The following is a 22,248-nucleotide window of genomic DNA, read 5'->3' as shown; positions in this document are numbered from 1 at the left end:
GACGCGTGCCAGGCCTGGCTCAGTCTCTGACGCCATGAGAAGTCGACGACGAACAGTGGGCGGTGATCGAGCCGCTGCTGCCCAAGGTGGAGCGCCGAACCCGGCACCCGGCACCCAAGCGGTATCCGGCCCGGCCGGTCTTCCAAGGCATTCTGCTTGTCCTGCAGACTGGGATTTCGAGGAGCATCTACCGCAGGAACTCGGTTTCGGCTCGGGCATGACCTGCCGGCGCTGTCTGGCCGAGTAGTCCGGGACCGGGGCGTGGCCCCGGTTGCACGAAGTCCTCCTTGCCAAGCTTCGGAGCTCGAACGTCCTGAACTCTTCTCGGGCGGTGGTTGACGGCTCCCACATCCGGGCGTTAAAGAGAGGTTCCAAGACGGGCCGAGGCTCTGTTGACCGAGGCAGAACCAGTAGCAAACACCATCTGATCACCAATGCCACCGGCATTCCGCTCGTCGCCGCCCCAGCAGGCGGCGACCGTAACACTGAGGCTTTTCCATCATCGGTCTGAGCTGGTCAGATGCAGGATGAGGACGGCTTGGACGAGGCTCGTGGTGCGGGTGGTCGAGCACCGGAGCTTGTGGAGGAGCCGCCAGAACTTGAGGGTGACCATGGCCTGCTCAACGAGTGCGGGGATCTTCGCGTGGGACCGGTTGACGGCCTGCTGACCGGCGGAAAGGGTCTCCCGCCGGCCCGGTACGGGACGCGGACCGTGTCACCTGCACCTCGGTGGCCCTTGTCGGTCCAGCACGTGATGCCGGCCTCGGCGAGGGCGTCGACGATGCCGTGTTTGCGGGCCGCGCGGACGGCATTGGGCAGGGCCGGTGAAACTCACAACAGCCGGCCGAAGGGATCAGCGAGGACCTGCACGTTCATCCCGTGCTTCTTGTGCTTGCCGGAGTAGTAGGGCCGGTCCGCAGCGATCCGGTCGATCGGCAGCAGGGTGCCGCCCAGCAGCACGAACGCCTTCGACGATGCTGTTCGGGCCGTCTCCGCACGGGTGGGCGCGAGAGCGGCCAGGACCTCGACGGCCTCGGTGATGTACCGGTAGGCCGTCGTGGTCCCGATGCCGAAACCGGCTGCGAGCTGGGCGTACGGGTGGCCGTTGTGAGGGTGGGCAGAGCCTGACGGCCCAGGCTCAGGCGCCGCCACCGGGTGCCGAGCTCCCGGCGGTGCTGGCGGAGTTGGGCGCACAGGAAGCGAAGGGCAGAGCTGGGCACGTCGACGCCCGACGGGTCGACAAGCACACGAAGCCTCTGGTGGAGACGGGCTTCTTGGTCGAAAACCCATCTACCAGAGGCTTCACCTGCCTATCAGCCCAGCTGCCCGCCCAGCCCGACAGGCTGGAAAGAGCTCAGTGTGGTGGCGGCGTCCTCGTCACCAGATCACCACCGAAGTTACGGTGGCATGGAAGCCGAACGCGAGGCCTCGGTCCTGCCATTTTTCGAGAGTGAGAGAGGTCTGGGTGTTGTTTTCTTGCACGGTGTAAAAGAACGTGACCTTGTTGTTGCCAGAATGAAAATCTGTCGCGAGATAGAGGCGCATGTTCATCGAACCGGCATTGGCGAGACATACCGGCCCCGGAAGGTAGTCCGTCTTTATGCGTGCATACTCCTGGATCACCGGAGTGCCGCAGTCAACGGTGTTGACCGCAGCGGCGGGGGTCGCTGGCATTGAAATCGTCAAGCCGACGGCGACCGCCACTGTGGCGGTGATCTTCTTAATTAATCCCTGAGCCCTGACGGGGCGGCTTATTTCCACGACAGACACGGTACTTGACCCCTCCAAGGGAATCAATGCCCGTTTGAGATAGGAGAGTTGGCCGAAAAAACTTCTTCGCTCCAGAGTGAGCTCTTTCCAGCCTGTCGGGCTGGGCGGGCAGCTGGGCTGATAGGCAGGTGAAGCCCCTGGTAGATGGGTTTTCGGCCAAGAAATCCGTCTCCACCAGAGGCTTCGTGTGCTTGTCTACCCGTCCGGCGTCGACGTGGCCGGCTCCGCCCTTCGCTTCCTGTCCGCCCAGTTCCACCGGCACCGCCGGGAGCTCGGCACCCGGTGGCGGCGCCTGAGCGCTGGCCGTCAGACTCTGCTCACCCTCGCCCACCTTCGCAACGGCCACCCGTACGCCCAGCTCGCAGCCGGCTTCGGCATCGGGACCACGACGACCTACCGGTACATCACCGAGGCCGTCGAGCTCCTGACAGCGCTCGCCCCAACTCTCGCGGAAGCGGCCCGGACGGCATCGACGAAGGGGTTCGTGCTGCTGAACGGCACCCTGCTGCCGATCGACCGGATCGCTGCGGACCGGCCCTACTACTCCGGCAAGCACAAGAAGCACGGGATACGTGTAGGCCCTGGCCGGTCCGTCCGGCCGGCTGCTGTGGGCGTCGCCGGCTCTGCCCGGAGCCGTTGCCAGGCCGTTGACCAAGGGAAATTTAAAAGTCCTGCTTGAGTATTAAGTGCCGATGCGCTCGATCTGCGCCATCAGACTGATCACATCCCGTAGAGCAGAGGTCAAATTCACCTCCTCTTCTACCTCCTTCAGGAGCAGCTCCCTGGCTTCAGCCCATTCTGCGGAATCAGGAACGAATGGCGGCTCGAAGCGCTGGTACCCCATGAACCTCATGCGGACCCTGGCCGGAAGCTCGACTGATCCCAGTTTCTGCACGGCTCGCTGGATCGTGACGTCGTGAGCGTCGGAGATCCAGTGCAAGCCTGCTGCGAGTACCAGAGGGCGTACCTCGCTCTCGATCCGTGCCCAGCGGTGCGCCAGAAGTGAGACCCAGGCGTTCAAGTCCTTGCCCTGCAGCGTGTATGCCGCGGTGCGGGCGGTGTTCCGCTCCACCACCAGCTCGTGCACCAGTCGAGATTCGGCGCGGCGCTGATCACAATCCTGGGGGCCATCTTCATCCTTGAGCTGCCGCTTCAGGTTGCGGTTAGCAATTTGCAGCTCTTGCAGATTGGCAACGATCTGAGCTTCATCCCCTGAGAACGGGCGCTTCAATTCGTTGAAAAAGTCGGTAACTCTGTTCGAAGACCTCCGAATTGCCTCCTCTCTCTGGGCGATCTTTTGCTGCTCCTCGTTCAGGCGTGAGATAAAAACCATAGCTAGAAGCAGGCCCAGCAAAAGGCCGGTGAAGCTGGAGAGGACATTGGTCGTGAACGCCCACGTCCAGAACCCATATACATCTCCTACGACACCCCCGACCAAAAAGACAGGCCCTGCCACGCCGCATACGACTGTCGTCCAGAAGATCAGTGGACCTACCTTGGTCTTCCACTGCTCGATCCGACTGCGCATCCCCGCCCCCTCGTAACGATCAATCAGCAGGCGATAGTAGCGCGGCCGCTGGTCACAGTGCAGCCCCGAGTCTGCGAACACTGTCCCCAGAAGCCGACCGCCGCGGCGGAGCCGCCAGAACCCCGTACCGAGATCAACGCGCGACGGACCTGGGGTCTTTCGCTCGGATTTTGCTGGGCTCGTGACGCCTGGACACTGCACCTCACGGCGTTGTTGTCGGTCGCCAATGCTCCGCAGGAGCTCCCTCCTCAACCTTGCGATGCACAGCACCAGACGCCACTTCCTGACCCAGCCTGATCCAAGCGAAAGCCCAGGTTGAGCGGCCGGAACTGGTCAGGCCACTCGCTGTTGCCGCCTCCAACTGCTCTATCGGCGCTGCATCACAGTAGTCGCACAGCAGGAAGCAGGCTCAGCGTCCGTGCTTATGGGTCGGCCGGTGGCATGTTGCGCAGAGTTCGGCCTCATCGCCGGGGCAGGTCCGCGTCGACATGCCCGGCTCTGGGACCGTTAATGGTGCAGAGGTGGTCATCTCAGTTCCTCTTCTCGGCTGCCGGCAACGGCTCCCCTCGAACAAAGAGCAGAACACGGCCCATGAGCAGGATGCCTCCCCCTGATGTTCAAATTTTCACCCCTTTTGTGTGTGATCGGCGGTGGGTTGGGTGAGTGCGTTCCAGCGTCGTTCGTAGGTCTGGTGGCGTTGGGTCAAGTCTTTTTCTTGTATGGGTCTGTTGTACTGGCCGGTGATGCCGAGTCGTGCGAGTTCTTTCGTGATCTGCTGCAGGGGTGGGTTGTGGGTGTGGGCTCGGTGTCGGGCCCAGGTGGTGTAGATGCGGAAGTCCAGCAGATATCGAGCGAGCGTCTTGGAGCTTATTGGTTTGCCTTCTTTGTTACGGAGGTCATGATGGCTGGAGAGGTGGTGGGAAAGTTCACTTGCGGCGGGTTCTTTGCCGTACTGCTGCTGGAAGTCGAGCCAGGCTTTGTAGTAACGGTCAACAAGGGTAAGTTGGGGAGCTTGAGTAGCTTGGCCACTGTGTGATCCCGTGTGACGGGAGCGTTGTGGCCGGGAAAGCGGGGGCCGCGGGCTTGCGGTATCGGCTGAAGTTTTCTGGGGTAGCTGCGCGGCCCGGCGGTCCCTGTTGAGGGATAGGCTGGCCGCTGGGGTGGGGGAGTTCTTGTCGGCTGGACTTTCTGATGAAGCGGTATCGGCGGGGTTGTGGGTTTGATATGGCCGCGAAGCTCTGTCTTCAGCGGACGTTGTCTGGGGTGCTGATTGGTGCTGAGGTGCCCTGAAGCCGTGTTCACTGCTGGATGTGTGGCCGGTTTTTGCGCTGGTGGCATTCCGCAGGCCAGCACGCCGCTGGTGGGCAGGAGTTGCCTGCTGTCTCGGTCCGTCACAAACTGCTGAACTATGAGGTATAGCGCCAGGAGTCGCGTCATTCAGGGCTGATTGCGGGGGTGCCAGGTGTATCGCCGCCCTTGATGTGCTTGGAATCGGCTTCGTTGTGGTGGTCAGAGGAACGCCGTACTTGGCCAGCTCGAGAGGAATCAAGGCCTCGACGGGGGCCTTGCGCCGCCAGGCCCGCCCGAAGCGGGACCGCAGCCGCGCCTGGTAGACGAGACGTTCCTGCTCCAGCTTGATCACCTGGTCGTAGGAGCGCAGCTCCCACAGCTTCATGCGGCGCCACAGCAGGAACGTCCGCACCGGCGAGAGCAGCCAGCGGGTGAGGCGGACGCCCTCCATGTGCTTGTCCGCCGTGATGTCCGCGATCCGGCCGATCGCGTGCCGGGCCGCCTCCACCGACACCACGAACAGGACGGGGATGACGGCGTGCATGCCCACGCCCAGCGGGTCCGGCCAGGCCGCCGCGCCGTTGAAGGCGATCGTCGCGGCCGTCAGCAGCCACGCCGTCTGGCGCAGCAGCGGGAAGGGGATGCGGATCCAGGTCAGGAGCAGGTCCAGGGCGAGCAGGACGCAGATGCCCGCGTCGATGCCGATCGGGAAGACGTAGGAGAAGTTCCCGAAGCCCTTCTGGACGGCCAGTTCCCGCACGGCCGCGTACGACCCGGCGAATCCGATACCGGCGATGACGACGGCACCGGCGACGACGGTGGTGATGAGGCAACGGTGGGCGCGGGTGAGGGATGGTCTGCCTGCGGGTGCGGGTGCGGGTGCGGGTGCGGGTGCGGGTGCGGGTGTGGTGTGCGGTGTCGGGGTGTGGTGCGGTGCTGGTGCCGGATGGAGTCGGGCTGCGGCGCGGTCGGAGTGTAGGGGGCGTGAGGGCCGTGTCGAATTCATCGCTGCGGTGCGGGAGGTATTGAGGAGTTGGCGAGTAACTGATCGATGAGTTGTTCCGTTTCGTTCTCGGGTGGGACGCCCAGGGTGTGGTGGACGTGCTGGAGCCGGGAGAGAGCGGTGTGCAGCCCTGGCCGGTTTCCGGCTGCGGCTTCGAGCCGGAGCCAGTCCCGGTAGATCAGCTCTGCTGTCTCGTCGACCTCCAGTGCGGTCGCCACTGCTTGCCGGGCCGTGTTGAGGTTCTGGTGGGGGCCGGCGGGGATGCGGTGGGTGGCCACGGTGTGGGCGACATCGATGATCCGGGTGGTCATCTCCTGGGCGAGGGGTTCGGCCCACGACAGGGGTTTGCCCCCGAATGGTTTGCCTCGCACCAGCGTGAGCGCCTTCTCGAGATCCGTCAGCCCTGCGGTCCCCAGCGGCAAAGCGTGTTCGACGAGGTGGAGGAAGCGGGTCCAGTCACAGCGCACACGGGGAGAGAGGCGGTAGGGGTCTTCGCCATGGCTGCGGCGGGGCACGTACGGGTTGCCGTCCGGGTCGTTCCCGAGGGAGCGGCGCAGGCCCTGCAGCCGGGCGTTGAGGGTGCTCGTCGACCAAGGGCTGTCGGGGTCCATGCTGGTGCACAGTTCGTCGGCGCTGCGACCTCCCTTGAAGTAGAGCAGGGCGGCGAGTTGGGCGGTGCGAGGGCCGTGGCCGCTGGGCCGGACGCCGGTGACATCCACTGGTCCCAGGACCCTGACCTCGGGCCCCTGCTCCTGATCAGTGGTGCGGTCGGATGTGTTCTGCTCGGGGTGCGCGCTGCCGGCCGCGGCGGTGTCTCCTGTCGGGCCACCTCGTCCTGTTCGAAGGAGTGCGGTGGTGGGGCACCGTGCGGCTTTGGAATCGGCTGAGGCGGCGGGTGTGACGGCTTCCCCGTCGGACAGGTTGGCAGCGGTGGAGAGCGGCGAGGTGGTCTGAGGGGTCGCGGCGCGCAGGGCGGGGAAGATTTCGTCGCTGTCGTTGGCTCTGTGACCGGTTGTTGCCGGTCCCGGAACTTCACCGGTGACGATTTTCCTGCCGGTGGAGATGATGCGCTGCTGTGGTGCTGGTCGGGCCGGTGCCGGTGCCGGTGTGCGGGCATGAGGGCCGTCCTGCGTCTGCGACTCGTTCGGCTGCGCGGGCCGTACGGCGGGTTTGAGGGTTTTGGTGAGGTGCTGGTAGGCGTGGTCGGTGAGGCGCTGGACGGTCACCGTGGCATTGAGATGGTCGAGCGGCTGTGGTTCGTCGAGTGAGGCGTTGAGCACCAGTGCCTGGGGGAAATGCAGGGCAGCGGCATGGCCCGGGGCGATGAGGGTGAGCGGGAGAGGTGCGGCTTTGTCGGCGAGGTCGGCAATGTGAGCGACAAGATCATCCTTCAGGGGCAGTGCGCTGAGCAGCAGGTGGGGCCGGCGGCCTGGGCGGGGGAGCTGGCTGGCTTCGAGGAGCCGTGCGCTTATTTCGGACACGGCGTCGGTGGCCTGCGGCAGGTGGGTGGTGCGGGGGGCGGGGGTCAGGTGCGGCAGGTCCTCGCCGAAGCCGACGGTGATGATGTCGGTGTCGGCCGCCCAGGGGCTGGTGATGAGTTCCAGGACCAGTGCGGTCAGGACTTCCCTGACGTGCGGTAGGTCGCCGTCGAGGAGCAGCGCCGGCGGGTGGGCGAAGTTGAGCAGCAGCAGCGCATCCTGGCCTTCTGCCGGGGTGGTGCCGATGGTGGCCAGCGCCGGATACGGAGCGGGCACCGTGCGGGCGGTTTCTTCGTCTAGCAGGTCGGCGTCGCTGGGCAGCTGCCACCAGCCGTCGGGTCCGGCGTGGAAGGGTTCAAGGGGACGCTGGGCCTGGTTCTCGGGCAGGACGGTGAGGTGATGGGCGCCGATGCGCGCGGCCTTGAGCTGCGGTAGATCCTGCTCGCCGTCTGAGGTCAGGCGGTGGGTCAGGGTGCGCAGGGCCGTGTCCAGGCGGGCGAGGCCGTCCGGTGCGGTCGGCAGGTGAGCCCCGGACCTGGCTTGCGGTGCGGTGGCGGTGCTGCCGGGGGTGCGGCGGCGCCGCAGCAGGATGCGCACTGCAAGAGCGCCGGTGACAGCGGCGGCCAGGAGAGCGAGAAGGCCGATCATGGTGCGCAGCTGGGGCCCGTGGCGTCCTTCGGCTGTCGGCTGGGGTGTGGCAGTGCCGGTCGGCGGTGCGGCGGCCGACGGCTGCGGGGAGGCCGGCGCAAAAGTGCCCGACGTGCCTGGAGCAGCGTCGTTGTGCCCGGTGTGGCCCGGCTGAGGGCGGCTGGCCGGCTGATGGGCCGGGAAGGGCCGGGGTTGGGGCGAAGGGCTGGCGGTGCCGGTGGTGATGACCTGGGTGAGGCCGAGCCGGCGCTGGTCGAGGTCGAGGACTTTGGGCCGGGCCAGCCGGTGGTGGGCGGGCAGCTGCAGGTCCGGATCGCGGGGGTTGAGAGATGGGGCCGGTGGTGCGGACGGCGGGGGCGTGGGCGCGACGGGTCCGACGGGATAGGCCTGGGCGGGCAGCGTGCCGGCGGTGACGGTGATGACAGCGGCCGCGATGCAGATGGTGAGCTGTGTGGTGATGCCGCGGGTGGGGGAGGGCGTCATGGGGGTGCTCATCCGGAGATCGCAATGGTGGCGGTGTCGAACTGCGGGAGCTGGAAGGTGACCTGGCGGGTGCGGGACGGCGGGGCGGGGAACTGCATGTAGACGGGGGCGGTCTCGCGTGCTTTGAGCACGGACAGGCCGGTGGTGGTCAGCGGGCGTCCTTCGGTGTCGCGCAGCACGTAGTAGCGCTTGCCGCCGGTGAAGTCCACGAGGGTGGCGCCGCCGAAGGAGGGGCCGTGCTTGACGATGTTGGGTTCGTTGCCCGACAGGTGGGCCGGCACGACTGTGGTGGTGGCTGCGGTGTTCGCCAGTGTGCCGCGCACCGTGATGAACCCGCCGGTGTCCCGTAGTGCGGAGGTGAGGGTCAGGCGCAAGTGGCGCGGACCGTTCAGGGTGGCCAGGGGCGCCGACCGAGGGCTGGCGGAAAGAGCAGGGCTGGCGGTGGGGCGGTCGTGGCCGGCGCCGGCCATGTCGGGGGAGGTCTGAGCCGAGCAGCCGGCGATGCTCGTCAGCAGCCCGGCCAGCACGATGAACACGGTCAAGCGCCGGGCGGCCCGGGCCGTAACAGCCCGGCTGGCGAAGCCTGCGGCTATCTGCACGGGACTGCTACCGGCACGCTGGCGGACCGGCACCCTTGCGCCTCGCGGTGCGGTGGCCGGTTCGTGGCTGGCGGCCGGGGCCGGTTCTGGGGCGGTGCCGTGTTCTGCGGCGGCGGCCGGCTGCTGCCGGGGCGTGCCGCAAGGCGGTGGGAGTGGCAGGCGTCGGGCGGTCTGCGCGGCGCCCGTTGACCCGTGGAGGGGTATGTGCGTCATCACAGCTCCCTGGGGTGGGGCCAGACGGTGATGACGTCGCCGTCGAGGGTGACGTGCCGGCCGGGGAAGCGGCGGCGCACCAGAGTTAAGTCGTCCGGGTCGAAGTCCTCGCCGTGGGAGTGCACCACCCACGCGTTGTTCAGGTGCGTGATCGTGCGGGTGCGGGTCGGCCAGCCTTCTTGCGGCGGCCGGTTGGGGGTGTGAACGGCAGGGGCGGTGTGCATGACGTGCCTTCTCCAAATCCATGAGAAGTCAGGGGAGTTGTGATGCGTGCGGGATGCACGTGACAGCAATCTAGAGTTCGCCTGTGCAAAGTTCAAGGGTTTGTTGATCGTGCTCCGGGCGTGTCCCGGCCGGTGGGCATATTTAGGCCACCCGCGCAATCCGTCGGCAGCGAGGGCGCCCGGCAGGGCACGTCGCGCGGCTTTGAAGCGGATGCCGGCTGCGGGGATAGCGCACAGACGGCCGGGCTCCTGCCGCCTGTTCCAGGACGTGCAGGTGCCCGCGGTCTTTGCCGGCGGCCCGGTCCTGCCAGACAAAGTCTTCACGGATGCATACCCGGGAAGCGGGCGGCGGGCTTTCCCGCCGTACCCGTGCATGCGGGGCAGGAGAAGGGAGGAGATGCAGGTGGCCAGGGTGATACGGCTGGCTGGTTCCGCAGGTGGGCTGGTCTGAGTGGTGTGGCCGCTGGCTGTGTCCTGCACGGTCCCGGCTCGGCCCTTGACCGTGAAGTGCCGCCGGTCAGCGCTGTCCACGCGGCGGCTCTCGAGCCGCGGGTAGGGCAGGCGGCCGCGCAGCGGCGCGAAACCTCGGGTCAGCCGCGCGCCCTCGCTCGTCAGATATCAGGCGCGTGTCCCCTTGGAGCGCGGTAGCACGCCACAGTCGATCAGACCGTGGCGGCGCAGCCGGTTGAGCGGCTGGGAGGAAGCTTGGCGAGCAGCGGCCGGGCGCCGAAAACTGTAGAGCCGGCCGGTGGTGGCTGTGCGGTGCGGGGGCGAGCACGGTGAACGGCTGGCGCGGCAGCGGTTCGATGGCGGGCCGCAGCGGCCTGGCTGCGGCGGCCACCGCAGTGGTAACAGCGGTTATAGCGGTGATCACTGGTATCCCCTCGGCTGGTCGCAGCCTGCTGCCAGGGCAGTGGCAGCGTGCTGGGTGAGGAAGCCGTCCACCCGGTTGAGCTGGCCGGCGGCCCGGGCCGTGAGCTGGGTCAGCGGTGCGGCGCCGGCCACCGTGCGAGCCGAGCGTTCCAGGGCGGCCGCCTGACGGGGCCGGGCCTGGTCGGCGAAGACCTCATCGAGGTGAGGGCCCGTGATCCGGACAGGTCCGATGCGGCGGCCGTGGACGGTCAGCGACATGTAGTGCTCGTAGCGGTCCAGGGCGGCGACGACGTCGGGACCGGGGTTGTCACCCCACTCCGAGGTGATCGGAGCGACGGCGGACTGCGAGCCCGCGGTAGAAGCCAGCGTGGAGGCGTTCTGCACCAGTGACAGCCGCACCGCGCCGGGCAGGCGGGCCAGCAGCTGGGTCATGCCGTGGACGTGCACCTTGTACTTGCGGAAGTCCTCGAACATCGCGGCGATGGTCTCCGGAGCCGCACCCGTCAGGGTGATCAGCTCGTCGAAGTACGCCCGGAACGGCACCCGCCGCTCTTCGGGGATGTCGCGACGGGAGCGCACCGCCCGCAGCAGGTCACGGGCCAGCAGCGCGGTGATGAGCCGGTCGGTGGGTCCGTTGCCGCCCGGGCACACCCACACGATCATCCGGCTGTCCATGGCGGCGCGGATGTTGTAGACGCCGGCCGGCTGGCCGAGGAAGGCGCGGGTGACGGGGTTGGCGGCCAGCCGGGCGATCGGGTTGAGAACGACGGCGAACGCGTCGGGCGGCAGGGTCGGGAACACCGTGCGCCACCAGGAGCGGGTCTCCTCGTCCAGCCGGCCTTCCACCGCCGCGAGCGCCGCCTTGCGGAAAGGGGCGTCGGTGAGCAGGGCCCGCACGTGGAAAACCGTCGCTTGGTCCTCCGGTCGCCCGGCTCGGCAGGCGGCCTCGTTGATGGCCACGAGCACGGCCACGGCGGCGGTGAGGATGGTCAGCGCGCGGGGAGCGCTGGCGTCGTCCCAGCCCAGCGCCGAGGCGTAGGCGTCGGTGACGGCTTCGACGACCTCGTGCGCCACCTGCCCCTGGTGCATGCCGAGTGGATTCCACGAACTCAGCTGCGGCGCAGGCCCGCCTGCGTTGAGGTCGATCAGTGCGATCCGCTCGGCCAGATGGTCGTGGGCCAGGAATGGCACCGCACGCGGCCAGGAGTCGCGGTGCGGATCGACGAACATCAGCCCGCCGCCGGCATGCGCCCAGCCGATCGCCTGCGCCAGGGCGCGTTCGGTCTTGCCGCCGCCGGCCTTGCCCACCCCGACTTCGAACAACGTCTCCTTCGCGTACGTGGCGACCAGGCGCCGCCGTCCGTCCGGCCCGGTGTAGATGCCCTGCAGCAGCAACTCGGGATTACCGTGCCGGAAGGTCGGCAGATCCCCAGCGAGCAGCGGCAGACGACAGTGCACGGTGGGCGGCTTGAGCAGACCGGTCAACTCCTCCAAGCGCACCCAGTTCACCCTCGGCGGCTGACAGTGCCCCAGCGCCCAGCGCCGCTCGAAACCCCGCCGGCTGGGCCAGCGATCCGCCCCCAGGCGCCACGGCCCCAGCCGCCACCCGCGCATCGCCCACCGCGAACCACCACCGAACACGTCCAACGCGGCCTGCACCTGAGCGAGACGGGCGTGGGCGCGGCCCTCGGTGTCGGAGGCGCACAGCACCAGCAGCTGCACCCGCACCAGATGGTCGTCCTCGGCGAGCTTGCCCAACGCCTCGGCCGCCTCCACCCGCCGCGGGACCGGCGGCATGACCAGACGGCGCCCGCCCCCGCCCTGCTTGCCCGTGACCAGCTGCTGCAGCTGCCAGGTCAGGGAGTCCTCGATGCCGGTGGCGTCCTGGCGTATCCAGCGGGCGGCCCGCTGCGCCTCGCGCCGCTCGGCGCGCCGGGCCTGGGCCATCAGCTGCACCCGGCGCGCCCGCAGCGTCCACTTCGGGGCGCGCTGGATGTCCAGCCGGATCTCGGCGAGGTCACCCAGCTCGGCGCGCAGGTCCGACACCGCGTCGACGAGCGGCTGGAGCGGGTCGGGGTCGATGGGAACTTCGCGCAGCGGAGCGGTGGGCTTGCCGCGCAGCACGAACTCGGCCCGCACCACATGCTTACGCGGCTTGTCCTTCAAGGCAGGTGCCTTCTTCACGGTGACGGCCGGCCCGAACGGGGTGATCGACAGCAGCCGCTGCGCGCCGGCCGGGCCTTCGACGCGGTAGCGCAGCGGGCTGGAGCCGTCCGCACGCAGCCGGATCTGCACGGCCTTGGACCGGCGCGGCGCCCACCACGGCATGGAGGTGGAGGCCCGGGCCAGCTGCACCCCGCGACGGAAGATCTCCTCCAGCCCGGGATCGAAGTGCCGCGAGGGCACCAGCTCCAGCGCCATCCGCTGAGCCGAAGCCTTCCTCGCCAGGTAGCGCACCACCACCTCGCCGACGGCCCAGAAGACGACCGCCACCGCGGCGGGCACCCACCAGTAGGCGATCAGCCAGCCGGCGGCGTGAGCGAGGCTGGTGAGCAGGCCGAGCAGCTCACTGGAGGCTTGGCCGATCAGGTGCGGGGCTGCGGGACCCATGCGGGGACTCCTTCCTTCGAGGTGCGGGTGAAGTGCAGGTCGGTGATGCGGCCGTCGCTGTAGGTGCCGCCGCGGTCGGCGCCCGCCCACACCAGGTGCACCACCGCCCGGTCCGGGCGACCGTCGAGGCGGGCGATGGCGGCCTGGACGCGAAACCGGGCGGAAGAGAACGCCGGCGCCAGGCCGGAGCCGGGGAAGACCTTGGGCCACCGCTCGCGGCCCATCCCGGTGGCATCCGCGCGCAGCAGAGCACGCCCGGCCGCCAGCAACTGCCGCTCATCACCAGCCGGAAGGTCGGCCGGCCACGCAGCTTCCAGCGCCTCCTGGATGGCCCGGTCACCGGCCGCGCCCTCGCCGCGCGGCGGCAGCATCGACGCAGGCGCCGATACCGGCGCCGATGGGGTCGGTGCAGAGCCAGGCGCGCGAGCCGAGTGGACAGCCGACGGGGCACCGCCGGTGAAGCGACGGCCGGCAGCAGGCCCTGAGGAATGCTCGGGCGAGGTGGTCGGTACATCCGCCAGGACCGGTGCACTGGGTGGCTGCGGTAGGACCAGCAGGACAAGCCCGGTGACGGCCAGGGCCACGGCAGTGATCGCCAGCGAGCGCGGTGAGGATGGAGTCATAGCAGGCGGGCTCCTCCCGCGTAGCCGGACATGGCGTCGACCGGGTCGAGGCGGACGACGGTGCCGGGCCGGGGGGCGTTGACCATCTGACCTCTGCCGAGGTAGATCCCGACGTGGTAGATCGTCGAATCGAGGCCCGGGGCGTAGGCGTAGAAGACCAGGTCACCGGGTTTCAGGGCGCTGGTGCCGCTGCTGGTAGGGATGCGCCGCCCGACGCCGGCCTGGGCGGCGGCGGTGCGCGGCAGCCGGATCCCGGCCTTGGCGTAGGCGTAGGTGGTCAGCCCCGAGCAGTCGAAGCCCTTGATAGCCGTGCCGCTCTTGCCGCTGGGCGAGCAGCAGATCCCGTACGACGGGCCGGCTGCGTTGCCGCCGCCCCACGAGTACGGCACCCCCCGCTGGGCGAGGGCCGCCTCGATGACGGTGCGGACCTTGCCGGACACGTCGCCCAGGTCCGGGCTCTTGGCGGCCGCGGTGTACTGGTCGATCCAGCCCAGCACGTTGGCCACGTATGCGCTGGAGCGGTTGTACTGGAAGATCGCCGCCTTCAGCTGGGAGCGCTGGCCCAGATTCCGGCCGCTGCCGCACAGGTAGATCGCGGCGCCGAGCGCGGCATCGTCGGCGTTGTGCGGATCAGCGAGCTTGTCGCCGCCTGCGTCCCGGCCGACGCCCTCCCAGGTGGAGGGCAGGAACTGGAACGGCCCGACCGCGCGCTCCCCGCCGGCGGTGCCGTCCCACTTCCCGCCGTCGGTGTCCGGGAAGACCGTCGTGTTGCCGCCCGCGCCGGAGCCGTTGAGCAGCACCCCGTAGATCTTCGGCCGGATGTCCCCGCCCGTGCTGACGGCACGCCCGGCGGCGTGGTTGGACTCGACCTTGGCGATCCCGGCCAGGACCGGCCAGCGCATACCCCGGCACCGAGGCACATGCCGGCCCACCCGCTGCACGGCGTTCTTGTAGGCGGCGAGCATGCGCGGCGGGATGTCCGCGGCCGTGCCGCCGTCGACGACGGAGCCGTCCCCGTTCGCAGTGCTCCGCAGCGCGACGTAGGCACTGATCGCGTTCGAGACCGGGGCGGCGCAGCACACCGCGGACAGCAGCAGCACCGCACCGATGCACCCCCACCGCCCCGCACGGCGCCGGGTCGCCTTCATTCCTGCTCACCGTCCTCGGACGCCCCGGACGATTCCTGCTGGCTGCGCTGTTGGCGCAGCCGCTCGGCCTCGGGCGCGGTCCTGCGCATCAGCTCCTGCATCCGGGCCCGGGCCTCCTCGCGCGCGCCGCTGTGCGCGCTGCCACCGCCGGGAAGCACCGGTCCCTGCGCACCAGTGCCGGAACTGTTCGGGAACCGGGTCGGCGACGACGTCGGCGCGCTCACCTGCGCGGCGTCGCTCGAAGCCGCAGACGCCGGCGCTGGCGCGCTGCTCCGTCCCGGTGCCGAGCCTGAAACGCGCGCGGCACTGCCGGAACCTGCCGTCTGCTGCGGGGTGTTCGGCCGCTGGCCGGGGGCGGTCGCCGTTGCGGTCGGGAGCCGGCGGCCGCCCGACGGAGCAGGTCCGCCCGGCGCTTCGGGGTTTTCCCGCAGCACGCGGGAGACCTGCCGGGCCGTGTCGCTCCAGGCCCGGCTGTCCTCGCGGACGGTGTTGCCCCACACCCGCACCTGCTGACGGGCGTCCCTGGAGTAGCGCGAACCTGCCGCCCGGGCGCGGCGGGCGTTGGCGGGCAGGCCGACGGTCGCCCCGTAGGCGGTGCGGCCGCCGCGGTGCAGGATGCGGTAGCCGCGAAAGCGTACGAGCCGGTTGTGGGCGCGGGTGGACAGCAGAGTGCGGTCGGCGTGCTGGTCGTGCAGCACCTCACCCGTGGCGGCGTCGATGATCTGCCCGTCGTCGTCGCGGTAGCGGTCGGGTGGTCCGCCAGGCCTGTGCAGTCCCCCGCCCGGGCCAGCCGGTCGGCCACCGGCCGGACCGCCGCCGGCCGGCCCGATGCTGTCGGGCCCGCCACCGGAAGGGCTGCTGGGGTGCGGGTCGCCGTCGGCGGTGGGCTTTTGCCACCGGGCCAGCTGCTCCCGGTCCGGCCGCCTGCCGATCAGCAGCCAGTGAGCACTCTTGGCGCCGACCCGCACACCTGCCCCGCCCACGGCCGCGGCCGCAGCCAGCGGGGCGAGTCCGCGCCCGGCCTCGGCGCTGGCGTCGGCGAGGATCCGTCCGGTGTCGAGGGGCATGCCCGCACCGTCGAACACCGAGGTGAGGGCGCCCATGAGGCGCTGCCGGGTGCCGAGCATCCCGAACCGGCCGCCACCTCTAGTGAAGGCGCGCAGTCCGCCGCCGTATCCGCCGAGCGCGGCCGGGGAGTTCATCGCCAGGGCGGCGCTGAGCTCGGAGGTGTCGCCGGGCAGGTGGGTGCCGCCGACCTTGGCGTAGCGCATCCGCAGGGCCATGCGCCGACCGAAGCCGGCGATACCGGTCAGCAGGCGGCGGTGGCCGGCCGCGCCGGCGATGGCCAGCACGTCCAGCAGCAGGATCCGCTCGACCATCAGGTCGGGGCCGTCGGTGATGGTGGCGTCCACGGCGATCCCGAAGAACGGGACGAACGCGCAGACGGCGACCAGGGCGAGGATCGCGATGCCCCACAGCGACAGCCACTTCCACACGCTCTGCCGGGCAGGACCGGGCAGCATGCCCGCGACGAACGCGACGCTGCCTGCGGCCGCGGCGGCCGCGCACACGCCCTGGGTGCCGAGCATCACGATGGCGCTGGCCAGCAGCATGCCGCAGATGAACAGCGCCGCGACCAGCAGCAGAGCGGCGCCGCCCACCCGCCACCAGGTCGGCTTCTTGGCGTAGGCGGCACACGCCTTGCCCACATCGCCGGCCTTTCCCATGTCCTGGACGAACGCGGCGAACTCGCGGTCCTCGTCGGTGACCACCGCATTCGGCGCGTCCAGCAGCTCACCGCCCGGGGTGAACTCCGGCAGCGTGCGCTTTGCTCCGTCACCGTCGTGGTCGCGTTCGCAGAACTGTTTGGCCGGGCCCCTGAGCAGGCGGCAGGCGTCCTTCGCCTCCTGCGAAGCCTCGCCCGCCTGGTAGCCGCCGGTGACCCACTTCAGATGGACCGCGTACGCCTTGCGGTCAGATGCTTTGGCGGGGTCGAGGATGCGCCCGTACTGCAGCAGCATGTACGGCTTGACGATCAGCGCATTGGTCACCGAATCCTGCAACGGGCGGGCCACCTCAGCGGCGGAGACCGGACGCTCCCCCTCGCGCTCCAGGCATTTGAGCTCCGCGTTGCCCGCCAGGCCCTCACACGGGTCGAGACCGGCGAGCTTGCCGCCCCAGTCGTAGGCGTTGACGCTCTGCTGCGCCACCTCCGCGCCCACCTGCTGCGCTTGGCCCAGCGGCCCGCCGGGGGCGAGGAGGTAGTCGGGCCGGACGAACGCGGACGCGGCGAACGCCGCGATCACCAGGGTCAGGACCATCTCGCCCAGCCCGCGGCCGATCCGGCCGCGCACGAGCATGAAACCGGTGAACACGAACGCCCACATCAGCAGCAGACCCTTGACCCCGAGGGTGTCGACGACCACCTCGTCGTAGACCTCGGAGACCTTCTGCGCCGGATCGGTGAGGATCTTGATCAGCGGGAAGCGGAAGGCCAGCTCGATCGCCCACCCGGCCAGCCCGACCAGCAGCCGGATCAGCGTGAACAGCCCCGACAGGGCGAAGGCCAGGGCCTGGGTCTTGAAGGCGACGATGGACCCGCCGGAGGCATTCAGCTCGTAGCCGTCGATCGGCACCCCCTCGGAGGAAGTGATGTTCAGCGGCGCCAGCAGGCCCTCGCTCTCACCGCTGCTGCCCGCCGCGTACACGACCTGGCCGTTGACCATGACGAACACACCGGCCAGCAGTAGGGTGAACGCGGCCGAGCGCAGCGTGCCGCGGTCTGCACGCACCATCAGCCCCGCTCCCGCCCGGCGGCGCTCCGCCCCCGCCACATCACGAGGGCGGCCAGGCCCGCCCCCGCCGGCACCAGCCTCCACAGCGCTCCCGCGGCGTCGCGGCGCCCGGCCGAGGCAGAGAGCGTGGAGCCCTGCGTGCAGTACTCCTTGGCCGGACCCACGATCAAACCGCACGGGTCGTCCTGGGCGGAATGGTCCTCGGCGGCGAAGGCCTGCCCGGTGCGCGGCCACCAGGCCTCCGGCAGGCTCACCGAGAGAGCCACGAGGAGCACGCCGGCGGTCACGGCGATGACGGTGAGGACGCCCGCGGCGGCGGCGATGCGCCGGGAGCGGCTGGGGGAGAAGGAGCTCATGCGAAGCGTTCCTCCGGACGATCACCAGTAGCGGCGCCGGCGAGCGGCGCGGATGCGGGGGCGGGGGCAGGCGTGCGGCGTCCCGGTGTGGTGGTGATGGACGTGGCGATGCGCTCGATGCGGGGGATGACGGCCTTGACCCGGCCGGTGTTCTGCCGCGGGCAGGTCAGCAGGAACTCGCCCTCCCGGCCGCGTTGTCCGACCGGGGACAGGCCGGTGGTCACCAGCCGCAACAGCTCCGGGTCGTTGGCGTCTAGGCCGACGAACTCAAGCCCACGCCGAGCACGTTCCCGGTCGGTGGTGCGGGCCAGCGCCCGGTAGGCCATCAGCCCGCGGTCCGGACCCAGTTCTTCGGCGTCGTGGGAGCCTGCGATCAGGCCGGCGCCGTGCTTGCGGCCGTCGTGGAGGATCTCGTGGACCAGGGCGGTGCCCTCGGCCGACGAAGTGAGCCAGTACAGCTCGTCCAGCACCACCGCGGTGAACCGCTCGGGATCTTCGAAGGCGGTCTGCCGGGCGATTGCGGCGATCAGGTAGAGCACCGCGCGGCCGATCAGTGCCTCCAGCGGCTGCTGGTGCAGCACCTCGGGCTTGTCGAAGGCGGCCTTGGGCGGCAGCTTCAGCCCCGTGGTCGTGATCACGATCATGTCGGAGGCGCCGGAGGCGTCCAGCCGCACCGGCGGCAGGGCGGGGTCGAACACCATCCGGGCCAGGGGGTTGGTGGCTACGACCCGGATGAGGCCGGCCAGGGTGGCGGCCGCGTCCTGCCGCTTGCCCGCCTCCCGCGTCGCCATCTCCTGCAGGACCTCCAGCACGCGGTGCATGGAGGGAGCGTCGCTGGCGGCGGCCCGCTCCACGGCATGGTGCAGCACCTCACCGCTGGTGCTCATCGGCCCGATGCCCAGCTGCAGCGTCAGGTAGGACAGCGCGTAGTGCCGTCCCTCCGGCCCGTCGAACATCCGCAGCGGGTCGATGGACACCTCCGCCTGGGCGGCGTCGATGACCTGGCAGCGGCCCGCAGCGGCGGTGCGGGCGAAGGTGGCCCACTCCCGCACCGGGGTGCGGTCGATGCAGATCGCGACCCCGCCGCGGGCCCAGACCGCTTCCGCGATGAGCTTTTCCAGCACGCTCTTGCCGGCGCCGAGATCGCCGACGATGCCCATGGAGGCGGAGGCGTCCTGCTTCGGCGCATCCGCCACATTGATCATCACCGGGCGGGTGGTGCCGCAGTCCAGATCGATCCCCAGGAACATGCCGTTGGGATCGCCGACTTCGCCCACGGTGAAGGCGCCGCCCAGTGCCCAGTCCTCGGAGACCTGGTGCTGGGTGAACTCGCGCACCACCCCGGGCCGCACCGTGCCCGGCAGTCCCAGGGTGAACAGGGCTTCCTGCAGGCCGGCCGGGCGCACCGCCCGGTAGTCGGCGCCGCCCAGCAGCGCGGCCAGCGCCCGGGCGCGGGCGTCGCAGATCGCGGCGGTCGGTCCCCACACCGTCAGCACGGTGACGGACTGGACCTCGACCTCGACCGACGTGCGGGACAGGCGGGCGTCCAGCTCGCCCAGGTCGCGGGCGGCCTCGGTCAGCGAGGCGGGCATGCCGGTGGGGCGGGCGTCGTACTGGTCGGCCTGGTCGATCAGCTCGTTCTTCTTGCGCCGCACCTGATCGCGCGCCTTCTCCGCCGGCACCAGGGTGAGGTCGATGGTGTAGTCGACGGGGAAGTCGAGGGTCTCGAGCTGGGCGAACAGGTCGGCGGCGTCCTGGCTGACCGCGGGCGGGCACTCGGCGAGCACCAGCTGCGCCTGGTAGCCCACTCCGGCATCGGACTCCACCTGCAGCCACCGCCTGCGCAGCGGAGACGATGCCTTGATCCGCCACCACGCCTTGCCGCCCGACCGGGTGATCCGGCCTGCGCTCTTCAGCTCGTCGACGTCGTCGAGCTCGGGGTCGACGCCGCCCTCCTGCAGGCGGACCTGGCCGAGGTCGGCGTAGCTGGGGGAGTGCAGCACCCCGTCGTGGACCCGCCCGCCGTACAGCTCGCTGGTTTCGGCTTCGGTCAGCAGCGGCTCGGGCATGCCGCGGTGCAGGGCGTGCTGGATCATCCACACGATCTCCGCCGGGCGGGCCGGGCGGAAGGCGATGCCGCCGGCGAGCGCGGCCTCCACACGGGAGGCCTGCTCGCGGTAGGCGGTCACCTCGCGCCGGGCCACCGGGGCGGCCTGTATGCCCAGCATCGGGGTGAGGTCTGCCCACATCGCTCCCAGCGAGGCAGCCAGCTGACCACCCGCGGCATCGCTCCGCAGCGGTACCGCCAGCCACAGCGTGCGGCGGTGCATCTCCTGCCCTTCCAGCAGATCCAGGGTGGCTCCGACGTTCTCCACCCACGGATGCGGCTCCCCGCCCGCCGTCTGCCCGACCGGTTCGATGCCCTCGATCATGCGCAGGGCGATCTCCCCGGCATCGACCTGCGCGCACAGCCCGAACAGACGCGGCGCCCCGGACAGCGAGCGCACCAGATGCGTGATCCTGGCGAGCTGCTCGTCGCGGACCGCGGCCGGCACATAGGTGCCCTGCACGGTCTCCTCACGCCGCCCTCGCTCATCGGGGCCGGGGTGCAGCCGGTAGACGGCCCACACGCTGCCGTGCGTGGACCACACCAGGTGCCCGGCGATGTGACGGATCGGCACCCTCACCGCACACCCCCGCCCTGCTCGGCGAGCGCGAGCAGCTGCTGCACCCCCGATACCGGACCCACCGGCTCCCGGTGCGCACGTACCGCCGGACGTCGCGGCGTGGGCGTGCGGGTCACCGCGCTCCGGCGCGGTTCGCGACCAGCAGCGTGCTGCCTGGCCCGATCGGGTACGGCCGCAGACGACGAAGACGGGGCAGCGCCGTGCTCGCTGGTGGGGGCGCCCTCGACGGTGAAGCCGCCCAGCAGGGCACGGGCAGCACGGTCGCGGGCGGCGCGCCCGCCGATCCGGCCGCCGTGCGGCTGCCAGGCCAGCAGCACCCAGCCCAGCGCGGCCTGCAGCGGGGCCCGCCCTCCGATCTTCGGGCGGCGCACCGTCCAGACGGCCAGCACCCACGCCACGATCGGCACCGGCCCCATCCACGACCACAGCGGGATCGTCTTGACCAGCAGGAAGCCGCCGCCCACCGCGACCGCGATCTGCGCCGGGGTGTAGGGGCCGAGCGGGATCTTCCAGTCGGCGACCTTGCCCAGCACCCACGGATGACGACGAGCCGCGGTGTAGAACCGCCCGACCCGCCCCGCGGCCGCGCTCACAGCCCGCCTCCAACACCGGCGGAGCGCTCCGGGGAGAGAGGGAGCGGACCGGCATCCTGAGCAGGGCCGCCCGCGGGGCCGGGGAGGGCGGGGCCTGGGATGGCGGGGGCGCCCTGGGCGGGGTTCTTCACCTCGTCCTCGAACATGTCCGCCAGGTCCTCGCGGGAGTTGTACAGCCCCAGCGCGATGATCATCAGCAGCAGGGCGCCGATCCCGGCCTTCAGGCTGAACTTCTGGATCATGATGACGACGACCAGCACGACCAGGCCGGCCTGCAGGCCCTTGGTCGCCCAGTCCTCGAACATGGTGATCCAGCTGTCGCCGAGATCGTCCAGCTGCCCGGCCAGCACCACACCGTGCACCCCCATCACGACCGGCCCCCCTTCTTGACGGACTCGGACCCGGGCCCGAGCGCCGCCACGTCCCATCGCCCTGAGCGGGCCGTGAGCTCCATCTCGTAGGCCAGCGGCCAGCGCCCGGCCGCGTCGCGGGCCTCCACCTGCGCGAGAACCCGGACCGTGGTGCCGTCGCCCGGCACCTTCTCCCCGGCCGCGGCCTCCTCGACGGCGAGGACCTGCCGGACGGTGACCGCGCGGTAGGGGGCGGGAGAGACGGCCGGCAGGTGCACGCCGGGTGCGAGGTAGCGCTCCACCTCCCCGGCCCCGGTCAGGTAGGCGCCCAGGAACTCCCCGACCGTGGAGGACAACTCGCCCTTGGGAACGGTCACGCCGTACGGCGACTTCGTCACCGCGGCCCGGCCGGGGCCGGCCACCACGCCGGGCGCGCCGGTCACCGTGAACGAGCCGCCACCGTCGCCGGCGGCCACCGGCACGGCGAAGTAGCGCACCGAGGCGTCCGCGTACTGCGCAGCCACCGTCACGGTCCATCGGTCCGCCTCGTGCTGCGCACTGCGCACCGCGGTCACCGACTCCAGACGTGATTGCGCATCGTACGCATCGACGACCCGATCGGGCAGCTCGACATCCGGTCCCAGCGACTGCGCAAGCCGGACCTGCGCAGTGGCAGCGTCGCCGGTGCTGCTGCGCAGCCACGCACCGACGAACAGCTGCGCATAGCCGGACGGGTCGGCCGCGGCCGCCGTCGTGGTGCGCATCGTGGCGGGCGCGGCCGAGGGGGTGGCGGCGACCGTGGTCGGGCCGGAGACCACCGCCACGCCCAGGGCGACGGGCCCGGCCGCGATCGCGGTGAACAGGGCCAGGCGCGACAGGCGCACGCGGCGGTGCATCTTCTTCAGCCGGACGCCCGCGGCCACTGCAGCCGGCTCGGGTGCGGTGGCCTGCTTGCCAGGAGACATGGTCAAACTCCC

General features: G+C 70.3%; 15 protein-coding genes and 3 pseudogenes. 2 read left to right on the top strand and 16 right to left on the bottom strand.

The features are described from left to right. Positions 1-56: 56 nt before the first annotated feature. A pseudogene (locus ACIF8T_RS35515) lies at positions 57-221 on the top strand (hypothetical protein); the annotation flags it as partial. A gap of 278 nt (positions 222-499) precedes the next feature. Here ACIF8T_RS35515 and ACIF8T_RS35510 read toward each other — a convergent pair. Next, positions 500-1,247 (bottom strand): annotated as a pseudogene (locus ACIF8T_RS35510) (transposase family protein). Positions 1,248-1,377: 130 nt separating this feature from the next. Continuing rightward, entirely contained in the window at positions 1,378-1,761 is a 384-nt protein-coding gene (locus tag ACIF8T_RS35505; RefSeq protein ID WP_400040975.1) for a hypothetical protein, read from the bottom strand. 196 nt (positions 1,762-1,957) lie between these two features. Between ACIF8T_RS35505 and ACIF8T_RS35500 the strand changes: the two are divergent. Beyond that, positions 1,958-2,408: pseudogene (locus ACIF8T_RS35500) on the top strand (transposase family protein); the annotation flags it as partial. A gap of 44 nt (positions 2,409-2,452) precedes the next feature. On the opposite strand, the gene ACIF8T_RS35495 reads toward ACIF8T_RS35500, so the two are convergent. The 14 genes from ACIF8T_RS35495 to ACIF8T_RS35430 all read right to left on the bottom strand — a co-directional run bounded on the left by ACIF8T_RS35495 (position 2,453) and on the right by ACIF8T_RS35430 (position 22,236). Then, complete coding sequence (locus ACIF8T_RS35495; RefSeq protein ID WP_400040973.1) at positions 2,453-3,298, bottom strand: hypothetical protein; 846 nt, start codon at positions 3,296-3,298, stop codon at positions 2,453-2,455. 625 nt (positions 3,299-3,923) lie between these two features. Continuing rightward, positions 3,924-5,414 carry a DUF2637 domain-containing protein gene (locus ACIF8T_RS35490; RefSeq protein WP_400041056.1) on the bottom strand — a complete coding sequence of 497 codons (1,491 nt, stop codon included), beginning with the start codon at positions 5,412-5,414 and terminating at the stop codon, positions 3,924-3,926. Positions 5,415-5,590: 176 nt separating this feature from the next. Further along, complete coding sequence (locus ACIF8T_RS35485) at positions 5,591-8,212, bottom strand: hypothetical protein (protein WP_400040972.1); 2,622 nt, start codon at positions 8,210-8,212, stop codon at positions 5,591-5,593. Then, complete coding sequence (locus ACIF8T_RS35480; protein WP_400041054.1) at positions 8,209-8,736, bottom strand: hypothetical protein; 528 nt, start codon at positions 8,734-8,736, stop codon at positions 8,209-8,211. The genes ACIF8T_RS35485 and ACIF8T_RS35480 overlap by 4 nt, the downstream gene beginning before the upstream one ends. Positions 8,737-9,011: 275 nt before the next feature. Next, on the bottom strand, positions 9,012-9,236 hold the full coding sequence (locus ACIF8T_RS35475) for a hypothetical protein (RefSeq protein ID WP_400040970.1): 225 nt from the start codon (positions 9,234-9,236) through the stop codon (positions 9,012-9,014). Positions 9,237-10,106: 870 nt separating this feature from the next. Further along, complete coding sequence (locus ACIF8T_RS35470; RefSeq protein WP_400040968.1) at positions 10,107-12,719, bottom strand: ATP/GTP-binding protein; 2,613 nt, start codon at positions 12,717-12,719, stop codon at positions 10,107-10,109. Further along, positions 12,695-13,090 carry a hypothetical protein gene (locus tag ACIF8T_RS35465; protein ID WP_400040967.1) on the bottom strand — a complete coding sequence of 132 codons (396 nt, stop codon included), beginning with the start codon at positions 13,088-13,090 and terminating at the stop codon, positions 12,695-12,697. Before ACIF8T_RS35465 ends, ACIF8T_RS35470 begins: the two co-directional genes overlap by 25 nt. Positions 13,091-13,338: 248 nt before the next feature. Next, positions 13,339-14,490, bottom strand: a complete 1,152-nt coding sequence (locus ACIF8T_RS35460) for an NlpC/P60 family protein (RefSeq protein ID WP_400040965.1) — start codon at positions 14,488-14,490, stop codon at positions 13,339-13,341. Further along, positions 14,487-17,285, bottom strand: a complete 2,799-nt coding sequence (locus ACIF8T_RS35455; protein ID WP_400040963.1) for a hypothetical protein — start codon at positions 17,283-17,285, stop codon at positions 14,487-14,489. Before ACIF8T_RS35455 ends, ACIF8T_RS35460 begins: the two co-directional genes overlap by 4 nt. Beyond that, the gene (locus ACIF8T_RS35450; RefSeq protein WP_400040961.1) at positions 17,285-17,641 is read right to left on the bottom strand and encodes a hypothetical protein; all 357 of its coding nucleotides are present in this window, start codon (positions 17,639-17,641) and stop codon (positions 17,285-17,287) included. The genes ACIF8T_RS35455 and ACIF8T_RS35450 overlap by 1 nt, the downstream gene beginning before the upstream one ends. Next, entirely contained in the window at positions 17,638-20,328 is a 2,691-nt protein-coding gene (locus tag ACIF8T_RS35445; protein WP_400040959.1) for an ATP-binding protein, read from the bottom strand. The genes ACIF8T_RS35450 and ACIF8T_RS35445 overlap by 4 nt, the downstream gene beginning before the upstream one ends. Next, positions 20,325-20,921 (bottom strand): hypothetical protein, encoded by a 597-nt coding sequence (locus ACIF8T_RS35440; RefSeq protein WP_400040957.1) that lies wholly within the window; start codon positions 20,919-20,921, stop codon positions 20,325-20,327. Before ACIF8T_RS35440 ends, ACIF8T_RS35445 begins: the two co-directional genes overlap by 4 nt. Further along, the gene (locus ACIF8T_RS35435) at positions 20,918-21,289 is read right to left on the bottom strand and encodes a hypothetical protein (protein WP_400040955.1); all 372 of its coding nucleotides are present in this window, start codon (positions 21,287-21,289) and stop codon (positions 20,918-20,920) included. Before ACIF8T_RS35435 ends, ACIF8T_RS35440 begins: the two co-directional genes overlap by 4 nt. Continuing rightward, positions 21,289-22,236 (bottom strand): conjugal transfer protein, encoded by a 948-nt coding sequence (locus ACIF8T_RS35430; protein ID WP_400041052.1) that lies wholly within the window; start codon positions 22,234-22,236, stop codon positions 21,289-21,291. The genes ACIF8T_RS35435 and ACIF8T_RS35430 overlap by 1 nt, the downstream gene beginning before the upstream one ends. Positions 22,237-22,248 lie beyond the last annotated feature (12 nt).

Origin of the sequence: Streptomyces sp. NPDC085946 (assembly GCF_044540485.1) — a bacterium.
Classification (GTDB): domain Bacteria; phylum Actinomycetota; class Actinomycetes; order Streptomycetales; family Streptomycetaceae; genus Streptomyces.
This window is presented reverse-complemented; position numbering and strand designations above follow the sequence as displayed.

Bases quoted from the DNA above. Each gene is read 5' to 3' on its own strand.
- ACIF8T_RS35495 (WP_400040973.1), bottom strand. From the start codon at position 3,298: ATGCGCAGTCGGATCGAGCAGTGGAAGACCAAGGTAGGTCCACTGATC.
- ACIF8T_RS35485 (WP_400040972.1), bottom strand. From the start codon at position 8,212: ATGAGCACCCCCATGACGCCCTCCCCCACCCGCGGCATCACCACACAG.
- ACIF8T_RS35475 (WP_400040970.1), bottom strand. From the start codon at position 9,236: ATGCACACCGCCCCTGCCGTTCACACCCCCAACCGGCCGCCGCAAGAA.
- ACIF8T_RS35470 (WP_400040968.1), bottom strand. From the start codon at position 12,719: ATGGGTCCCGCAGCCCCGCACCTGATCGGCCAAGCCTCCAGTGAGCTG.
- ACIF8T_RS35465 (WP_400040967.1), bottom strand. From the start codon at position 13,090: ATGCTGCCGCCGCGCGGCGAGGGCGCGGCCGGTGACCGGGCCATCCAG.
- ACIF8T_RS35460 (WP_400040965.1), bottom strand. From the start codon at position 14,490: ATGAAGGCGACCCGGCGCCGTGCGGGGCGGTGGGGGTGCATCGGTGCG.
- ACIF8T_RS35455 (WP_400040963.1), bottom strand. From the start codon at position 17,285: ATGGTGCGTGCAGACCGCGGCACGCTGCGCTCGGCCGCGTTCACCCTA.
- ACIF8T_RS35450 (WP_400040961.1), bottom strand. From the start codon at position 17,641: ATGAGCTCCTTCTCCCCCAGCCGCTCCCGGCGCATCGCCGCCGCCGCG.
- ACIF8T_RS35435 (WP_400040955.1), bottom strand. From the start codon at position 21,289: ATGGGGGTGCACGGTGTGGTGCTGGCCGGGCAGCTGGACGATCTCGGC.
- ACIF8T_RS35430 (WP_400041052.1), bottom strand. From the start codon at position 22,236: ATGTCTCCTGGCAAGCAGGCCACCGCACCCGAGCCGGCTGCAGTGGCC.